We start from the raw sequence: 15,362 nt of genomic DNA, 5'->3' as shown, positions 1-15,362 counted from the left end.
GGTGCTGGAAGTTTCGCGCAGGTCATGGGCACTTCCATCCTCGTTAGCCGTGCGTTTACGCAATGTTCGGTCTGCGTGTCGTGGCTGGTGAGCGCCCTTGTGGCAACCACTTTCGCGAGGCGGTTCAATCCTCGGGATCGCCGTAGAGGGCGGTGCGCACGGTGTCCCCGTGACGGTCCGCCCACTCGCCCAGCGCGAAGATCGGATTCAGCAGATCGACGCCCGCCGAGGTCAGCGAATACTCCACGCGCGGAGGCGCTTCCGCGTAGCGGCGACGTTCCAGCAATCCCATCTGTTCCATCCGGCGCAGGGTCTGGGTGAGCATCTTCTGACTGATCCCACCGATCGCCCGCCGCAACTCCACCGGTCGCATCGGACCGTCGCGGAGTGTGTAAACGATCACACTCAGCCAGGAGTTGCCGAAGATGTCCACGGCCAGCCGCGCGGGGCAATCGGATTCGAGCCCGCCGTACTCCGCGAATTCCACCGGTTCGATGATCTCGGCCGTCATGAATACAGCCTGCCAGCCGCGAAGCGCACCCGCGGGTGCGTATCGGAATTCCTAGCGTCGGATTCGCAAGCCAGACCTAGAGGAGTTGAGATGCGAATCGGAATCATCGGAGCCGGCGCGATGGCGCGGGCGCTCGGCGGCGGCTGGGCCGCGGCCGGACACGAGATCGTCGTCGGGGCGCGGACTTCCGCCGCCGCGGCGGCTGAGGCCATCGGGCACGGCGCGCGGGCGGTCACCGTCGGCGAGGCGGCGCGATTCGGAGAGGCGACCTTGCTCGCCCTGCCGGTGTCGGCGCTCGACGACGTCTTGCGGGAGGATCCCGAGATCTACTCGGGCCGAACCCTCATCGACTGCACCAATGCCTTCACTCCCGACGTGGGCGGGTTCGCCCTCTCCGAACCCGCTGTGGCCGAGCGAATCGCGGCGACCGCACCGGGCGCGCGGGTGGTGAAGGCGTTCAATCTGCTGGCGGCCGAGGTGTGGGCGGGATCGGACCGGGTCTTCGAAGGCCGCCCGCTGACCGTGCCCGTGTGCGGCGATGACGCGGACGCGGTCGCGACGGTCGCGGGGCTGGCCGAGGATCTGAAGCTGCGCCCGGTTCACGCGGGCGGGCTGAGCCGGGCCCGATACCTCGAAGCCACTTCGGCTTTCGTGGTCGGCCTCTGGTTCGCGGGTCATGATGCCCGGGCCGTGTTCCCGCCCTTGGAAGCCGCCTTCGCGGTCGAGGACGAGTAGGTCGGGGTTGCCCGGCCGCCGAGAGTGAGTGTACAGTCACTCACATGAGCAGACGCGGGATCGCACTCTCGACTTCGGATGTTCGGCGCGAAGCCGTATTGGACGCCGCCATCACGGAATTCGCCAAGACCGGGTTCCATGGGACGCCGATCAATACCGTCGCGGCGACGGCTGGAATCTCCCCCGCATACGTGTTCAAGCTGTTCCCCAGCAAGATCGAGTTGTTCGTCGCCGCGCTGGATCGGTGCTTCGAGCGAGTCGAGGAATCGCTGGCCACCGGCGCCGCCCGCGTCGAGGGCGGCACCCCGGAACAGGTGCTGCACGAAATGGGCGGCGCCTACGCCGAATTGATCGCGGACAAGAGCCTGCTCATGCTGCAGGTGCACGCCCTGTCCGCGGCCGACGTGCCCGATATCGCCGCGGCGTATCGGCGCGGACTGCGGCGCATCACCGAGTTCGCCGAAACCCGTTCCGGCGCAACGGGCGAACAGGTGCAGCACTTCATGGCCTACGGACAGCTGTGCCACCTCATCACCACGCTCGGCCTGGATGCCGCGGAGGGCCCCTGGGCCGCCGCGCTGACGGCGGGAATCCGCCACTACAACTGAGCTTTACGCACCCTCCGACGAGGGCGTTTCTTTCAACCTGAGAGTGATTGACCAGTCACACACCTTGAAGGGGTCGACCGATGTCGAACATCATCACCACCGAAATCGTGCTGCCGGGGCAGGTCGAGCCCGAGGGCCTGACCGTCACCACCCGCGAATTGCCCGCACCCGCGGCGGGTCGGGCGCTGCTGCGCATGGAGGCGACCGGGGTGTCCTTCGCGGAACAGCAGATGCGTCGCGGCAAGTACTACGACCAGCCCGCATTCCCGTTCGTGCCCGGCTACGACATCGTCGGCACCGTGGTCGAGGTCGGACCCGGGGTCGATCCGGCGCTGGTCGGCCGCCGGGTGGCGGCGCTGACCAAGATCGGCGGCTGGAGCAGTCACCTCACCGTGCCCGCGGGTGATCTGGTGCCGGTGCCGGACGGGCTGTCCGCGGAGGCCGCGGAGACCTTCGTCGTCAACGGCATCACCGCCTGGCAGATGCTGTACCGGAAGGCGAACGCCCGTGCCGGACAGACCATTCTGGTGCACGGGGCGAACGGCGGCGTCGGCTCGACGCTGGTGCAGCTGGCGCGCGCGGCGGGCATCCGGGTGATCGGGACGGCGTCGGCGCGCAACGCGGACGCGGTGGCCGCGCTCGGCGCGGAGCCGGTGGACTATCGCGGGGATGTGGTGGCCCAGGTGCGGGCGCTCGCACCGGGCGGGGTGGACGCCGTCTTCGATCATGTCGGCGGTCCCGGCATCGTGGACTCGTTCGGTCTGCTCGCGCCGGGCGGCACCCTGGTCTCCTACGGCAGCGCGGCCACCAAGAACGAGCAGGGCAATTCCCGGCTGCCGGTGCTGAAGCTGTTCGCGCGGCTGCTGTGGTGGAATGCGCTGCCCAACAAGCGGAACGCGTCCTTCTACAACATCTGGGCCGGACGCCGTCGGCTCGCCCGGTTCCAGGCTCGGCTGGCGGCCGATCTGACCGCGGTGTTCGACCTCGCCGAACGCGGCGTGCTGAATCCGCAGATCGCGGCCCGAATCCCGTTGCGGGAGGCGGCGCGGGCGCTCACCCTCGCCGAATCCGGCACCGTCACAGGCAAAGTCGTGCTGGTCGGCGAGCCCGCCTGAAAAAGCGAAAACCCCGGATGCGCACGCCGTTGTGCGCATCCGGGGAATTCACTCCCGGAGGAGCGGAATCACCAACCGGTATTGCCGCGGACCGGGATGTTCACGAAGCTCGGGCGGTCGGGGTCGAGCTGGAGATGCTCGGGCTGCAGACCGGTGTCGATGAGCATGGGCAGGATCGGCAGGCCCTTGGGGAAGTTGCCCGCGAAGACGTCCACGCGCAGGCGGTGGCCGGGCTGCAGGACGGCCTGGGTGCCGCCGAGGGCGATGTCGAGGGTGGTGGCCTCGCCGGGGACGGTCTCCTGGCGCTTGTCCAGGGAGGTGAAGGCGCGCGGGTCGGTGTAGTCGCCGTTGGCCGAGCGGCTGCTGCGGGCCTCGTCGACCTGACGCAGCGAGGCCATCAGCTCGCCCGAGGTCAGGACGGTGGAGGTGCCGTCGGGGGCGACATCGTTGACGGTGGCGGTCCAGTAGCCGTCGGCGGCGTCCTGAACGGTGTTGAGGTGCACCGCGATCGGGCCCGAGATGGTCGTGGTGTCCGCGACCGGCGCACTGGTGAAGGTGAGCGCGTTGGTCTCGGCGATGCGAGAGTCCTTGGAGCAGGCGTCGATCAGGTTCACCACGCCGATGGTGGCCTGGGCCGCGTCATTGGAGCAGAGGGTGGACAGACCGGGCGCGATGGTGAGCCGATCGGTGTCGCCGTTGGCGGCCGCGGTGAGCGAGCCGTCGTGGACGCTGTTCGCGGTGCCGGACGGCTGCGACGACAGGTACATGCGCCGGTAGTCCGCGGCCTCGGAAGCCGGTGCGGTGGGGCCGAATCCGCCCTGGGTGTTCCAGCCGCCGCCCTGCGTCTTGAGGGTCACCGGACCGTACTGGTCGATGCCGTTGTCGATGCCCTTGAGCCACTTGTCGAACCAGGCGCGCTGCAGCACGTCCAGGCGCGGCGGTGCGCCCACGCGGTTGACGTCCGCGCCCGAGGTGACGTGGTAGGTGTTGCCCATGAGCAGCTGCTTCTGGCCCGGGGGCAGCGGAATCTGGTTGTAGATCTTGGATTCCGAATAGGTGAACAGGTCGTGCCAGCCGCCGGTCACGAAGGTCGGGACCTGGATCCTGGTCGGATCACCCAGCCAGTCCTGACGCTCCTGGGTCAGGCCGTTGAGCATGTCCTTCACGCGCGGGTCGATGGTGTTCAGGTTCGTGCTGGTGTAGGCCGACATGAGCACGTCGAGGTAGCCGAAGGGATCGTTGGCGCGATCCTGCAGCCACTTGAAATCGAAGGTGCCGTTGGCGATCGAGGCCAGGTCCGGCACCCATTTGAGGCCGTTGATGGCGCTCAGCCACAGCGGGATGAAGTTGAAGCCGAAGCCGCCGCCGGGCGCGAGCACGTCGTCGATGAGGTCGCTGCCGGGCACGATGGGGAAGATGGCCTTCAGCGCGGGCGGCTGCTTCTCGGCGGCCTGCACCTGGTTGATGGCGCTGTAGGACAGGCCGTTCATGCCGACGCGGCCGTTGCTGAAGCCCTGCTTGGATGCCCAGTCGATGACCTCGACGGTGTCCTGCTGTTCGCGGCCGCGCAGCATGTCCCATTCGCCCTGCGAGAAGCCGGTGCCGCGCACGTCCACGACGACCTGCGTGTAGCCGGACTTGATGAGCTGGCGGTCGACGGAGAAGTTGCGGAGTTCGCCGTTGCCCGCCGCGTTCAGCAGTTCACCGAAGCCGGTGATGGGGGTGCCGTCGAGGCGGATGTTGCGGAAGACGTTGAGCAGCGCGTCGCCCAGTCCCGGGATGGCGAAGGCGCTGTCGGCGACGTTCGACACCAGCTTGGTGTAGGGCGTCATGTTCACGATGGTCGGCGTCGGGGTGTCGATGGGATGGCCCGCGGCGTCGGCCGGGTGGTAGACGTTGGCCTTGAGGACGGTGCCGTCACTCATGGTGATCGGGACGTCCCAGTCGATGGCGACGTTCGGATACTGCTGCGGCCCATCCTCGGTGGCGGTCCAAGCGGCTCCCGCGGCGCCACCGTCAGGTCCGGTGGGGGTGTCGGCATCGGCTGTGACGCCGGTCAAAGGCAGGAGCAGAGCGGCCGAGGCGGCTAACACCGTGGCCCGTAGCGCGTGCTTCATCGAACGTGATCTACCTCTCGCAAATGGTCGAACGCCCAGAGCATATCTACTCGAAAGTAAGTTGCAAACCCTAGGTAACAGTTACCGGATTAAACGGGCAACATATCGGCAAATTCGATTGCGGGACTTCGGAATACCCTACGGTCGCGTAGTGAGATGTGTATCACATCGAAACGAGAAGCAAATAATGCCCCGCCCAATCTCATTGGGCGGGGCATTATTTCGAGGCTTTCAGAGCGAAGCCCTGAGAACCACGAGAGTTGTTATTTGCCACCCTGGTTGGCCACGGCCGCGGCACCGGCGGCGGCGGCCTCCGGGTCCAGGTAGACGCCCGCGCCGAGGGGACGCAGGTTCTCGTCCAGCTCGTACTTGAGCGGAATGCCGGTGGGAATGTTCAGCTCGGCGATCTCCTCGTCGGAGATGTTCTCCAGGTGCTTCACCAGCGCGCGCAGCGAATTGCCGTGCGCGGCAACGAGAACGGTCTTACCGGCGCGCACGTCGGTCGCGATGGTGTCCTCCCAGTAGGGGACCATGCGGGCGACGACGTCCTTGAGGCATTCGGTGGCCGGCACCTCGATGCCCGCGTAGCGCGGGTCGCCGTCCTGCGCGTACTCGCTGCCGGCCTCGATGGGCGGCGGCGGGGTGTCGTAGCTGCGACGCCAGAGCATGAACTGCTCGTTGCCGTACTGCTCCTTGATCTCCGCCTTGTTCTTGCCCTGCAGGGCGCCGTAGTGGCGCTCGTTCAGACGCCAGTCGCGGACCACCGGAATCCAGTGCCGGTCACAGGCGTCGAGGGCATTGTTGGCGGTGCTGATGGCACGGCGCAGCAACGAGGTGTAGACGATATCGGGCAGAATCCCGTGCTCGGCCAGCAATTCGCCGGCACGCTTGCCTTCGGCGACACCCTTGTCGGTGAGACGAACGTCCACCCAACCGGTGAACAGGTTCAGGGCATTCCATTCGCTCTCGCCGTGGCGCAGCAGCACGAGGGTGTACGTCATGAATGCATCCTCCCACGCGCGGAAATACCCACATCTCCGGCCCTATTACCCGGTTCCGCGGGCCGCACGCTGGGGTTATGGGTGCTCGACCGCGAGGATCGCGGCACCCTGCAGCGTGGCCTGATCGGTCAATTCGGACGGCACGACGCGCAGTTCGCGCAGGAAGGTCAGCCGTGCGTGCGCGGCCGCGGCCGCCCGTAGCGGACGCCACAGCAGTTCCCCGGATTGGGCGAAGCCGCCCCCAATGACCACCAGGTCCGTGTCGAGCAGCGCGGCGGCCGAGGCGACGGCCGTGCCGATCGCGCTGCCCGCCCGCTCCAGCGCCGCCACCGCGATCGGCTCCCCCGCCCGCGCGGCGGCCGCGAGTTCCACCCCGGTCGTCCCGGCCCATCCCTGCCGCCGAGCCCAGCGCACCGACGATTTGCCGCTCGCCACGGCCTCCACGCACCCGAATCCACCGCAGGCGCAGGGCTCTTCCTGACCGGGCACCACGATATGGCCGACATGCCCGCCATTCCCGGTGCGCCCCATGACAACCCGCCCATCGGAGATGACACCGCCGCCGATCCCGGAGGACACGGTCAACGCCAGCACGTTCCCGGCCCCGCGAGCGGCACCGAGCCGCTGCTCCGCCAGCACCAGGCAGACCCCGTCGATGGCGAACCGAATCTCCGCCTCCGGAAACAATTTCCGCACCGAGTCCACGATCGGGAACCCGTCGGCCCACTCCGGAATATTGAGCGGCCCGCAGACGCCGGTGGTGACATCGACCGGCCCGGCCGACCCGATACCCACCGCGGTCACGCGCACCTCCCCGGCTACCTCGGTCAGCAAGCCACGACAGGCGTCCCACACGCCGGATTCAGGTACCTGAACTCGCTTCGACTCCCCCACGGCCCCGGCCGAATCGACCAATGCCGCCGCGAATTTCGTAGCCCCGATATCCAGTGCGAGAGCCGTCATGGCCGGTCGGTCCCTTCGGTCGATGGAATCCCGGACCGATTGTGCCAGCCGTTTACTCTTTGTCGGCCGCGTCCACGAGATGTTCGAAGGCGCGCAGGTTCTTCAGGGATTCGCCGCGGGAGACGCGCCATTTCCATTCCTTGCGAATGGATTCGGCGAAGCCGAGCTCGAGCAGGGTGTTGAAGTCGGCGTCGACGGCCTCGAGGATCTGGCCGAGCCAGCGGTCGAGTTCGTCGGGGGTGACGCGGTCGTTGGACATGCGGCCGACGAGGTAGATGTCGCCGACGCGGTCGATGGTGTAGGCCACGCCGTAGAGGCGGCGGTTGCGGCGGAGCAGGAACCTGTAGACGCCCTCGAAGTTCTCGTCGGGCTTGCGGCAGACGAAGGACTCCATGCGCACGCCGTGCTTGCCGACGCTGACGCCGATGACGGTCTTGAGCTTGCGCTCGCCGGGCAGGACGACCACGAACAGGTCGGGGGCGTCGCGGGTGTATTCGATCTCGCGTTCGCGCAGCGTCTCGTCGATGAGTTGCGCGGTGGCGCGGGCGGTTTCGTCGTTCAGGCCACCGGTGCTGGCGTGGGGTCTCGGCGTCCAGTCGTCCGCGCGCTCGACCTCGCTCATCTGCGTACTGCTCCCGTCCGACGCCGCCATAGCGCCAGCGATCTGGCGTGATTGCTGTCGGTGTGCAGGTTACCGCCGCGCGGCCGCACGATCGGCGACTGGGCGAGCGCCGCGGCGTAGCTGTCCAGCAGCGCGTCGGCGGTGTGCGCCCAGGAGAAGTTGGCGGCATGGCCGACCGCGGCCCGGCCCATGGCCTCGAGCCGGCCCGGATCGTCGAACAGCGAGTGCAGGGCGGCGGCCCATTCGTCGGTCCGGTGACCGGGGACCAGCAGGCCGGAGACGCCGTCGTGGACGGCGGTGCTCAGCCCGCCCACATCGGCGGCCAGCACCGGGGTGCCGCTGGCCTGGGCCTCGATGGCGACCAGGCCGAAGGATTCGTTGTAGCTGGGCACGGCCACCAGGTCGGCGGCGCGATAGACCTGCACCAGCCGATGCGCGGGCTGCGGCGGCAGGAAGGTGACCCGATCCGAAATGCCGAGGGCAGCAGCGAGTTCGATCAGCGCTTCGGGCTTCTTCAGACCGCTGCCGGACGGCCCGCCGACGATCACCACGCGCAGCGGGCGTTCCGGCGGCTGCGGCAGCGCGGCCTCGTCGGCCAGTACCTTGGCGGCCGCGCGGACCAGCACGTCGGGGGCCTTCAGGGGCTGGATGCGGCCCACGAAGGCGACGATCCGCTCGTGCACGGGCAGACCGAGTTCGATGCGGGCGGCGAGCTTGTCGCCGGGCTGGTAGCGGGTCAGATCCGCGCCCGGCAGCGCCACATCGATGTGGTCGGGGTTCGCGCCGTACAGCTCGACCAGTTGCCGGGCCTCGTCGGCGGTATTGGCGACCAGGCGGTCGGCCTCGGCGACGATCTGCTTCTCACCGATCTCGCGCACCGCGGGTTCGGGACAGTCGCCCTCGGCGAGGTAGGCGTTCTTGACGGCGGCCAGCGTGTGCGCGGTGTGCACCATGGGCACCCGCCAGCGGTCGCGGGCCAGCCAGCCGACCTGACCGGAGAGCCAGTAGTGGGAGTGGATGAGGTCGTAGTGACCGACCGGATGCCGGGCCTCGGTGCGCAGCACCTCGGCGGCGAAGGGGCACAGCTGAGTGGGCAGGTCGCCCTTGTCGAGGCCCTCGAAGGGTCCGGCGACCACGTTCCGCACCAGCACGCCGGGCGCGGCTTCTACCAGCGGTTCATCATTGGAGGAGGTGGCCCGGGTGAAGATCTCGACCTGGGTGCCGCGGCGGGCCAGCTCGATGGCGGTCTGCAGCACGTAGACGTTCATGCCGCCCGCGTCGCCCGTCCCGGGCTGGGCCAGTGGTGAGGTATGTACCGATAGCACGGCAATCCGATTGGGCCGTACGTCCGGTCGTTGACTCACCACTCCAGTGTGCACAGGGGTGGTAACGCCCCATGCACTGGTTACCTTCCCAAGTGAGGCCGGTCACAACTCTCGTGAACTCGCAGGGGCTTCGCCCCCGAAGCCCCGGGAATGAACGACTACTCCAGTGAGCCAACGAAATTGGTGATCTCCTCGACGAAACGGCTTGGGTCCTCGATGAACAGGCCGTGCAACGAGCCCTCCCAGTACGAGGTCCGCGCATTCGGGACATTCTCGGCGATGTAGCGGCCGTTCGCGATCGGAACCACCGGGTCATCCGTGCCGTGCATAACCAGGACCGGCACGTCCAGGCCGCGCAGCGTCTCGGTGTTGTCGACTGTGCGATAGAACAAAGCCTTGCGGACCCGGGGCAGGGTGGCGATGCTGCCGCCGAACAGGCGCTGGGCGTCGACGCCCTTGTCGCGGCCGGGTCCGGTGTTGGCATTGCCGAAGGCCGCGAATCCGCGGGTGGCCTTGCCCGCGCTCTCGTCGAAGACGTCGGGGATGGCCTTGCCCATGCCGGGTCCGGTCTCCGCGCCCTGGACGCCGCGGCCGATATTCGCCTGTGAACCGGTGTAGACGACGCCCGCGACGGCGCCCGTGCCATAGGCCGTCAGATAGTCCGAGGCGACGATGCCGCCGTAGGACCAGCCGAGCAGGATCGCGCCGGAGGTGATGTTCTCGGCCCCGAGGACCGCGGCGATATCGGCGGCCCAGTTCTTCGGGTCGTCGTATCCGGCTTCGGGGGCGTCGGAGTAGCCGTGGCCGCGCAGGTCGACGGCGATCACGCGGAAGTGCTCGGCGAGCAGGTCGGCGGCGCGACCCCAGTTGCGCAGGTTTCCGGCCCAGCCGTGCAGGAGGACCAGGGGCCGCGCCCCTTCCGGACCGGTCACCCGGTAAACGATGGTCGTGCCGTCCGCGCTTGCTACATCCCGAATCGCCATGGAGTGAGGCTAACCGGCAGCGCTGCCGGGATCTCGCGTCCGCCGCGGTGCCCGCGGCGGGCGCGGGGCGAGAGGCCGGGGTGTACAGCTCTTGCCTAAGCTCAGGACATGAGCACTCGTACCGCTGTGGTGACCGGAGCCAGTTCGGGTATCGGCGAGGCAACTGCCCGCGAACTCGCCAAGCAGGGGTACCACGTGTACGTCGGCGCGCGGCGCGTCGACCGGCTCGAGAAGCTCGCCGAGGAGATCGGCGGGACCGCGCTGCAACTGGATGTGACCGACGAGGAGTCGGTGCGGGCCTTCACCGATGCGGTCGAGCGCTGCGATGTGCTGGTCAACAACGCCGGTGGCGCGAAGGGCCTGGCGCCGGTCAGCGAGGCCGATCTGGACGACTGGCGCTGGATGTGGGAAACCAATGTGCTGGGCACGTTGCGGCTCACGAAGGCGTTGCTGCCCAAGCTGATCGCCTCCGGCGACGGCCTCATCGTCACCATCACCTCGGTCGCCGCCATTTCGGTCTACGACAACGGCTCCGGCTACACCTCCGCCAAGCACGCGCAGGCGGTGCTGCACCGGACGCTGCGCGGCGAATTGCTGGGCCAGCCGGTGCGTTTGACCGAGATCCTGCCGGGCGCGGTGGAGACGGAGTTCTCGCTGGTGCGCTTCGGCGGCGACGCCGAGCGCGCCGCGAGCGTGTACCGGGGCATCGATCCGCTTGTGGCGCAGGACATCGCCGAGATCATCGGTTTCGTGGCCTCGCGCCCGCCGCACGTCAATCTGGACAGCATCGTCGTCAAGCCCCGTGACCAGGCCGAGTCCGGGCGTTTCGCGCGGCGCGGCTGATCCCACGCTGCGGTAATGCAGAAGATGTTGCGCCGCAATGTAGTTCAGCTCACATGATCTGAATTATAGATTTTTCAAAACCGAAATACGCGCACTGCTAGCGTCCCTCGCAACCGAGGGGGCTGCTGGGAGTGGAAAACATGCTGAGATCACGAATCGAGGCGGTGGGTTCGTACCTGCCCGCCGCCGAGATATCGACCGCGGAGTTGCTGGCCCGGCTGGCCATCGAGTCCCCGCTCGACCTGGAGCGCATCAGCGGCGTGCGGCACCGCCGCGTCTGCGCCGAGGACGAGGATTCGTTCACCGTCGCATTGGCGGCGGCCCGCACGGCCCTGGACAATTCGTCCTATGACGCCGCCGATCTGGATGTCGTCATCTCCTGTTCCATCACTCGTATTCGCGACGGCGAATTCTGCGTCGAGCCCTCCTTCGCGCTCATGCTGCGCAATGAACTCGGTGCGGGCGACGCCGTCCACTTCGACGTCTCGAATGCCTGCGCCGGCATGATGAGCGGAGTTCTGGTGCTGGATCGCATGATTCGTGCGGGCATCGTGAAACGCGGGCTGGTGGTTTCCGGGGAGTACATCACGCCCATCTCCGATACCGCGGTGCGCGAGATGTCGCAGAAATACGATCCGCAGTTCGCCTCACTGACCGTCGGCGACGGCGCGGCCGCGGTGATTCTCGACGGCGAGGGCACCGAGACGGACTGCATCGACTACATCGAACTCAATACCAGCGCCTCGTTCGCGCAGTTGTGCCTGGGTATGCCCAGTGACCGCACTTCCGGTATCGCGCTGTACACCGACAACCGGGCCATGCACAACGAGTCCCGGTATCTGCTGTGGACCACCCGGCAGCGCGATTTCCTCACCGAGCGCGGCAGCAGTTTCGCGGCCGAGGGCTACCACCATGTGATCCATCATCAATTCAGCGCGCCCGCAGTGGATTTCGTGGCCAAGATCGCCGAACGCGAATTCGACGCCCCGATCCCGCCCGCGCTCATGGTGCTGGACCGCTTCGGCAACACCGCGTCCACCTCGCATTTCGTGGTTTTGCACGACGCGCTCAAACAACAGCGGATAGCGTCCGGGGAGAAAGTACTGATGGTGCCCGCGGCTTCCGGTGTCGTGGCCGGGTTTCTGTCGGTGACGCTCGGCGATCTTCGGGTGTGATGCAGCATGGGAATCGTAATTACTTCCGTAACCACCGAGATCGGCGGCGGCAGCTCCATCGAGCAGGCCGCGGGGGCGGCGCGACGCGCCATCGCCGAGGCCGGCGCGACGCCGGAGCAGATCGACGCGCTGATCAATACCGGCGTCTATCGCGACTCGAACATGGTGGAACCGGCCATGTCCGCGCTGATTCAGCAGCAGGCGGGCATCGGGCTGGAATATCACAGCGGTGATGTGCCGTGCCTGTCGTTCGACCTGATGAACGGGGCCTGCGGCATTCTCAATGCCATTCAGGTCAGCCAGGCGCTGTTGGAGGCGCCGACCGTGCACCGCGTGCTGCTGGTGTCGGGTGACGCGCATCCGTCGAAATCGGCCGAGCCGCAGCCGGGTTTCCCGATCAAACCGGTCGGTGCGGCCATGCTGCTGGAAAAGGTCCCGGGCCCGGCCGGATTCGGGGCGCTGCACATCAGCGCCACCGATGGACGGCCGGCGGCGGAGGGCTTCCTGCGCCTGTCCGAGATGGGCACGACCGGTCGGTCCTCGATCGTGGTGGACCGCGCCGGCAACGTCGAAGAGCTGCTCCACCACGCGGTTTCGGCGGCCGAGGAAGCGCTCGACGTGGCCGAGGTCCCCCTCGACCGCACGCTGCTCATCTGCGGACGGCCCACCGCCGACTTCCCGGCCCGGCTCGCCCATCGGCTCGGCATCGACCCGGAGGCGGTCAGCGCCGACGACACCGAGAGCGACGCGCACACCTCCGCCCTGCCCGTCGCCTACCTCGCGGCCCGGGACAGCGGCAAGCTCGACCGCGCCGACGTAGCCTTGTTCGTGGCCGCCGGAGCGGGCCCGTCGGCTGCCGCCATCGCCTATCGCTTGCCGAAACCGTAAGCCCGGGCGCGGAATTCCACCGGAGGGACGATGCACGAACTCTGGGTGATAGTGCCTGCCTACAACGAGGAGCACGGCATCACCGCCACGCTGGCCGCCCTGGCCGCACAGCAGGACCGCGATTTCACGCTGCTGGTGGTGGACAACAACTCGACCGACGCCACCGCGAAGGTGGTGCGCGAGTTCGCCGACACGCATCCACAACCGCGGATCGAGATCGTCGTCGAACCGGTGAAGGGCACCGGCGCGGCCGCCGACACCGGCATGCGGCACGCGATCGCGGCGGGTGCGCTGCGGCTGGCCCGCACCGATGCCGACTGCCTGCCCGCCCCGGACTGGACCGCGCGGATCCGGGCGGGCTTCGATTCCGGGCTGCGACTGATCAGCGGACAGCTCGTCCCGCGCACCGACGAGGGCGTGAACCTGCTGGACCGCACCATCATCCGGGTCGCGCTGGAGGTGGCGACGGCCTTCGGGAAGATCCGGCCCGGCAATCGGGATCCGCGCTACCTGGGTCCCTACGTCATGACGCCCGGCTGCAATATGGCCATCACCGCCGAACTGTACGAGGCCGCGGGCGGATTCCCGCGCACCGCCATCGAGGACCTGCACGAGGATCGGGCCCTCGTCAACGCGGTGCGCATGCTGACCACCGACTACGGGCTGCGCCGCGACGTCCGGGTATACGGCTCCAACCGGCGCGTGCGAGCCTGGGGCGTGCGCAAGACTCTCGCCTGGTACGCCGATCATCGCTACAAGCCGGAACTGGTGGACATCCGGTGACGGCCGAGAACGACGCGGCGGGCGAGGATTTCACCGCCCTGCTGCGGGAACAGGTGCTGCGCACGCCCGACGCGCCCGCGCTGGGCATGATCGGCGAGCCGCCGCTCAGCTTCGCCGAACTGGACGCCCGCATCCGGCTGGTGGTGAAACGGCTGCACAGCAAGGGTTTCCGGCCCGGCGACCGCATGCTCTTCTCCATCCGCCCGTGCGTCGACGCGGTCGTGCTGGTGCTGGGCACCGTCGCGGCGGGCGGCACCATCGTGTTCGTGGATCCGGGCGTCGGACCCGAATTGTTCGCGCGCCGCCTGGAATTGGTGCGGCCGACCTGGGCGGCCACCGAGACGCTGCTGTACCTGCTGAGCGGGCCGCTGCGCCGGTACGGGCGAAGACTCGGGCTGTCGCTGCCGGAATTCGGCAAGCTACCCGTGCGGCACATCCACTGTGGGCTGCGACTGCCGGGGACACCGCGCGGTTCGATTCCCCTGCGGCAGCTGGTCGGTTCGGAACCGGGCTGGTCCGGGCCCGCGAGCGGCTCGACGGTCGACACCCCGGTGGAGGATCCCGACGCCGAGGCGCTCATCGTCTTCACCTCCGGCACCACCGCCGAGCCCAAAGCCGTTGTGCACACCCGGGGTTCGCTGGGCGCGGGACTGGCGGCCATGGCGGGCTGCACCACCCTCATGCCCGGCTCGCACCTGCACACCGAACAGCTGATGATGGGGCTGCCCGCGGTGCTCGAGGGGGCTCGATGGTCGATGCCTCGGTATCCGCGCTTCGAGACCCATATCGATCCCGTCGGATTCGCGCGGACCCTGGATACCGCCACCCACACGTTCTTCACCCCCGCCGACCTCGCGGTGGTCCTCGACGCCATCGAATCGGGGAAGCTCGACGCGCCGGCCAATATCGAGGAGATCTCCCTCGGCGGCGCGCCCGTCACCACCGCGCTGCTGCGCCGGGCCCGCGCCGCGCTGCCGGACACCGAGTTCCTCGCCATCTACGGCATGACCGAGATCCTGCCGGTGGCAATCATTTCCGGCACCGACAAACTCGCCTTCGAAGGTCCCGGCGATCCGCTCGGGCCACCGGTCGAGGGCGTGGACGCGCGCATCGCCGACGACGGCGAACTCATCCTGTCCGGCCCGAATCTGTGCCACGGCTATCTGGGCGAAGCGCCGCTCAAGGAGATCGCCACCGGTGACCTGGCGCGCTTCGAGGGCGACGCGCTGGTGCTCATGGGCCGCAAGAAGGACATGATGATCCGCGGCAAGACCAATATCTATCCGGGGCTGTACGAACCGGCCATCGCCGCGCTCGACGGGGTGCGGCAGGCGATCATGGTCGGCATTCCCGACGATGTCGGCGACGAACGCATCGTGCTGGCCGTGGTGCCCGATCCCGGCGCGATCGATGTCGAATCCCGGTTGCGGCGCGAATTACCGGACCTGATCGATGTTTCCGCGGTGCCCGACGACATCGTGGTGGTCGACGAAATCCCCGTCACGGGACGCACCAGGAAGCCCGATCGGGCGGCGCTGCGCGGCCTGCTGGAGCACCGGCTCGGGTGAGGGTTCCGGCCGCTCGCGCAGAGCGGTCAGGACCGCGTCCGCGAATTCGCGGGCCTGCCGCTCGGGCACGATCCGGTCGAGATGGCAGAAGCCGAGGTGCATTTCGTCGTGTGCGGTCGTGATCG

The 15,362-nt window shown here is 68.1% G+C and carries 15 protein-coding genes; 8 read left to right on the top strand and 7 right to left on the bottom strand.

What is annotated here, in order from left to right; all coding sequences use genetic code 11:
- Nucleotides 1–124: 124 nt before the first annotated feature.
- Entirely contained in the window at nt 125–511 is a 387-nt protein-coding gene (locus GPX89_RS41095; RefSeq protein ID WP_157393194.1) for a winged helix-turn-helix transcriptional regulator, read from the bottom strand.
- 90 nt (nt 512–601) lie between these two features.
- On the opposite strand from GPX89_RS41095, the gene GPX89_RS41090 reads away from it, so the two are divergent.
- The 3 genes from GPX89_RS41090 (at nt 602) to GPX89_RS41080 (ending at nt 2,969) form a co-directional block, all read left to right on the top strand.
- Complete coding sequence (locus GPX89_RS41090) at nt 602–1,246, top strand: NADPH-dependent F420 reductase (protein ID WP_157393193.1); 645 nt, start codon at nt 602–604, stop codon at nt 1,244–1,246.
- Between the two features lie 44 nt (nt 1,247–1,290).
- Nucleotides 1,291–1,854, top strand: coding sequence for a TetR/AcrR family transcriptional regulator (locus GPX89_RS41085; protein ID WP_157393192.1), 564 nt, complete (start codon nt 1,291–1,293; stop codon nt 1,852–1,854).
- 80 nt (nt 1,855–1,934) lie between these two features.
- Entirely contained in the window at nt 1,935–2,969 is a 1,035-nt protein-coding gene (locus tag GPX89_RS41080) for a medium chain dehydrogenase/reductase family protein (RefSeq protein WP_157393191.1), read from the top strand.
- Between the two features lie 68 nt (nt 2,970–3,037).
- Here the strand turns inward: GPX89_RS41080 and GPX89_RS41075 are convergent, their stop codons facing one another.
- The 6 genes from GPX89_RS41075 to GPX89_RS41050 form a co-directional block, all read right to left on the bottom strand.
- Nucleotides 3,038–5,086 (bottom strand): CocE/NonD family hydrolase, encoded by a 2,049-nt coding sequence (locus GPX89_RS41075; protein WP_157393190.1) that lies wholly within the window; start codon nt 5,084–5,086, stop codon nt 3,038–3,040.
- Nucleotides 5,087–5,349: 263 nt separating this feature from the next.
- Nucleotides 5,350–6,087 (bottom strand): phosphoglyceromutase, encoded by a 738-nt coding sequence (locus tag GPX89_RS41070; RefSeq protein ID WP_157393189.1) that lies wholly within the window; start codon nt 6,085–6,087, stop codon nt 5,350–5,352.
- A 75-nt stretch (nt 6,088–6,162) separates the two neighbouring features.
- A complete protein-coding gene (locus GPX89_RS41065; RefSeq protein ID WP_157393188.1) occupies nt 6,163–7,050 on the bottom strand; it encodes an ROK family protein in 888 nt (295 codons plus the stop codon).
- A 52-nt stretch (nt 7,051–7,102) separates the two neighbouring features.
- Nucleotides 7,103–7,672 carry a type III secretion system chaperone family protein gene (locus tag GPX89_RS41060; protein ID WP_157393187.1) on the bottom strand — a complete coding sequence of 190 codons (570 nt, stop codon included), beginning with the start codon at nt 7,670–7,672 and terminating at the stop codon, nt 7,103–7,105.
- The gene (mshA, locus tag GPX89_RS41055) at nt 7,669–9,036 is read right to left on the bottom strand and encodes a D-inositol-3-phosphate glycosyltransferase (protein WP_328602897.1); all 1,368 of its coding nucleotides are present in this window, start codon (nt 9,034–9,036) and stop codon (nt 7,669–7,671) included. The genes GPX89_RS41060 and mshA overlap by 4 nt, the downstream gene beginning before the upstream one ends.
- A 119-nt stretch (nt 9,037–9,155) precedes the next feature.
- Entirely contained in the window at nt 9,156–9,980 is an 825-nt protein-coding gene (locus tag GPX89_RS41050) for an alpha/beta fold hydrolase (protein ID WP_157393186.1), read from the bottom strand.
- A 108-nt stretch (nt 9,981–10,088) separates the two neighbouring features.
- Between GPX89_RS41050 and GPX89_RS41045 the strand changes: the two genes are divergently transcribed.
- The 5 genes from GPX89_RS41045 to GPX89_RS41025 all read left to right on the top strand — a co-directional run bounded on the left by GPX89_RS41045 (nt 10,089) and on the right by GPX89_RS41025 (nt 15,237).
- Nucleotides 10,089–10,823, top strand: coding sequence for an SDR family NAD(P)-dependent oxidoreductase (locus GPX89_RS41045; RefSeq protein ID WP_157393185.1), 735 nt, complete (start codon nt 10,089–10,091; stop codon nt 10,821–10,823).
- Between the two features lie 140 nt (nt 10,824–10,963).
- Nucleotides 10,964–11,998: a 3-oxoacyl-ACP synthase III family protein gene (locus tag GPX89_RS41040; RefSeq protein ID WP_157393184.1), complete on the top strand. Its 1,035-nt coding sequence runs from the start codon at nt 10,964–10,966 to the stop codon at nt 11,996–11,998.
- Between the two features lie 6 nt (nt 11,999–12,004).
- Nucleotides 12,005–12,886, top strand: coding sequence for a beta-ketoacyl-[acyl-carrier-protein] synthase family protein (locus tag GPX89_RS41035; RefSeq protein ID WP_157393183.1), 882 nt, complete (start codon nt 12,005–12,007; stop codon nt 12,884–12,886).
- A gap of 30 nt (nt 12,887–12,916) precedes the next feature.
- Nucleotides 12,917–13,669, top strand: coding sequence for a glycosyltransferase (locus GPX89_RS41030; protein WP_157393182.1), 753 nt, complete (start codon nt 12,917–12,919; stop codon nt 13,667–13,669).
- On the top strand, nt 13,666–15,237 hold the full coding sequence (locus GPX89_RS41025; protein WP_328602896.1) for a class I adenylate-forming enzyme family protein: 1,572 nt from the start codon (nt 13,666–13,668) through the stop codon (nt 15,235–15,237). Before GPX89_RS41030 ends, GPX89_RS41025 begins: the two co-directional genes overlap by 4 nt.
- The last annotated feature ends 125 nt before the right edge of the window (nt 15,238–15,362 follow it).

Origin of the sequence: Nocardia terrae (assembly GCF_009760405.1) — a bacterium.
Lineage (GTDB): Bacteria > Actinomycetota > Actinomycetes > Mycobacteriales > Mycobacteriaceae > Nocardia > Nocardia terrae.
The sequence above is the reverse complement of the archived record's forward strand: the minus strand, read 5'-3'. Positions and strand labels throughout refer to the sequence as shown.

Coding starts and splice junctions, on each gene's coding strand:
- GPX89_RS41080 (WP_157393191.1), top strand. CDS start 1,935: ATGTCGAACATCATCACCACCGAAATCGTGCTGCCGGGGCAGGTCGAG.
- GPX89_RS41075 (WP_157393190.1), bottom strand. CDS start 5,086: ATGAAGCACGCGCTACGGGCCACGGTGTTAGCCGCCTCGGCCGCTCTG.
- GPX89_RS41050 (WP_157393186.1), bottom strand. CDS start 9,980: ATGGCGATTCGGGATGTAGCAAGCGCGGACGGCACGACCATCGTTTAC.
- GPX89_RS41060 (WP_157393187.1), bottom strand. CDS start 7,672: ATGAGCGAGGTCGAGCGCGCGGACGACTGGACGCCGAGACCCCACGCC.
- GPX89_RS41040 (WP_157393184.1), top strand. CDS start 10,964: ATGCTGAGATCACGAATCGAGGCGGTGGGTTCGTACCTGCCCGCCGCC.
- GPX89_RS41090 (WP_157393193.1), top strand. CDS start 602: ATGCGAATCGGAATCATCGGAGCCGGCGCGATGGCGCGGGCGCTCGGC.
- GPX89_RS41045 (WP_157393185.1), top strand. CDS start 10,089: ATGAGCACTCGTACCGCTGTGGTGACCGGAGCCAGTTCGGGTATCGGC.
- GPX89_RS41095 (WP_157393194.1), bottom strand. CDS start 511: ATGACGGCCGAGATCATCGAACCGGTGGAATTCGCGGAGTACGGCGGG.
- GPX89_RS41030 (WP_157393182.1), top strand. CDS start 12,917: ATGCACGAACTCTGGGTGATAGTGCCTGCCTACAACGAGGAGCACGGC.
- GPX89_RS41035 (WP_157393183.1), top strand. CDS start 12,005: ATGGGAATCGTAATTACTTCCGTAACCACCGAGATCGGCGGCGGCAGC.
- GPX89_RS41085 (WP_157393192.1), top strand. CDS start 1,291: ATGAGCAGACGCGGGATCGCACTCTCGACTTCGGATGTTCGGCGCGAA.
- GPX89_RS41065 (WP_157393188.1), bottom strand. CDS start 7,050: ATGACGGCTCTCGCACTGGATATCGGGGCTACGAAATTCGCGGCGGCA.
- GPX89_RS41070 (WP_157393189.1), bottom strand. CDS start 6,087: ATGACGTACACCCTCGTGCTGCTGCGCCACGGCGAGAGCGAATGGAAT.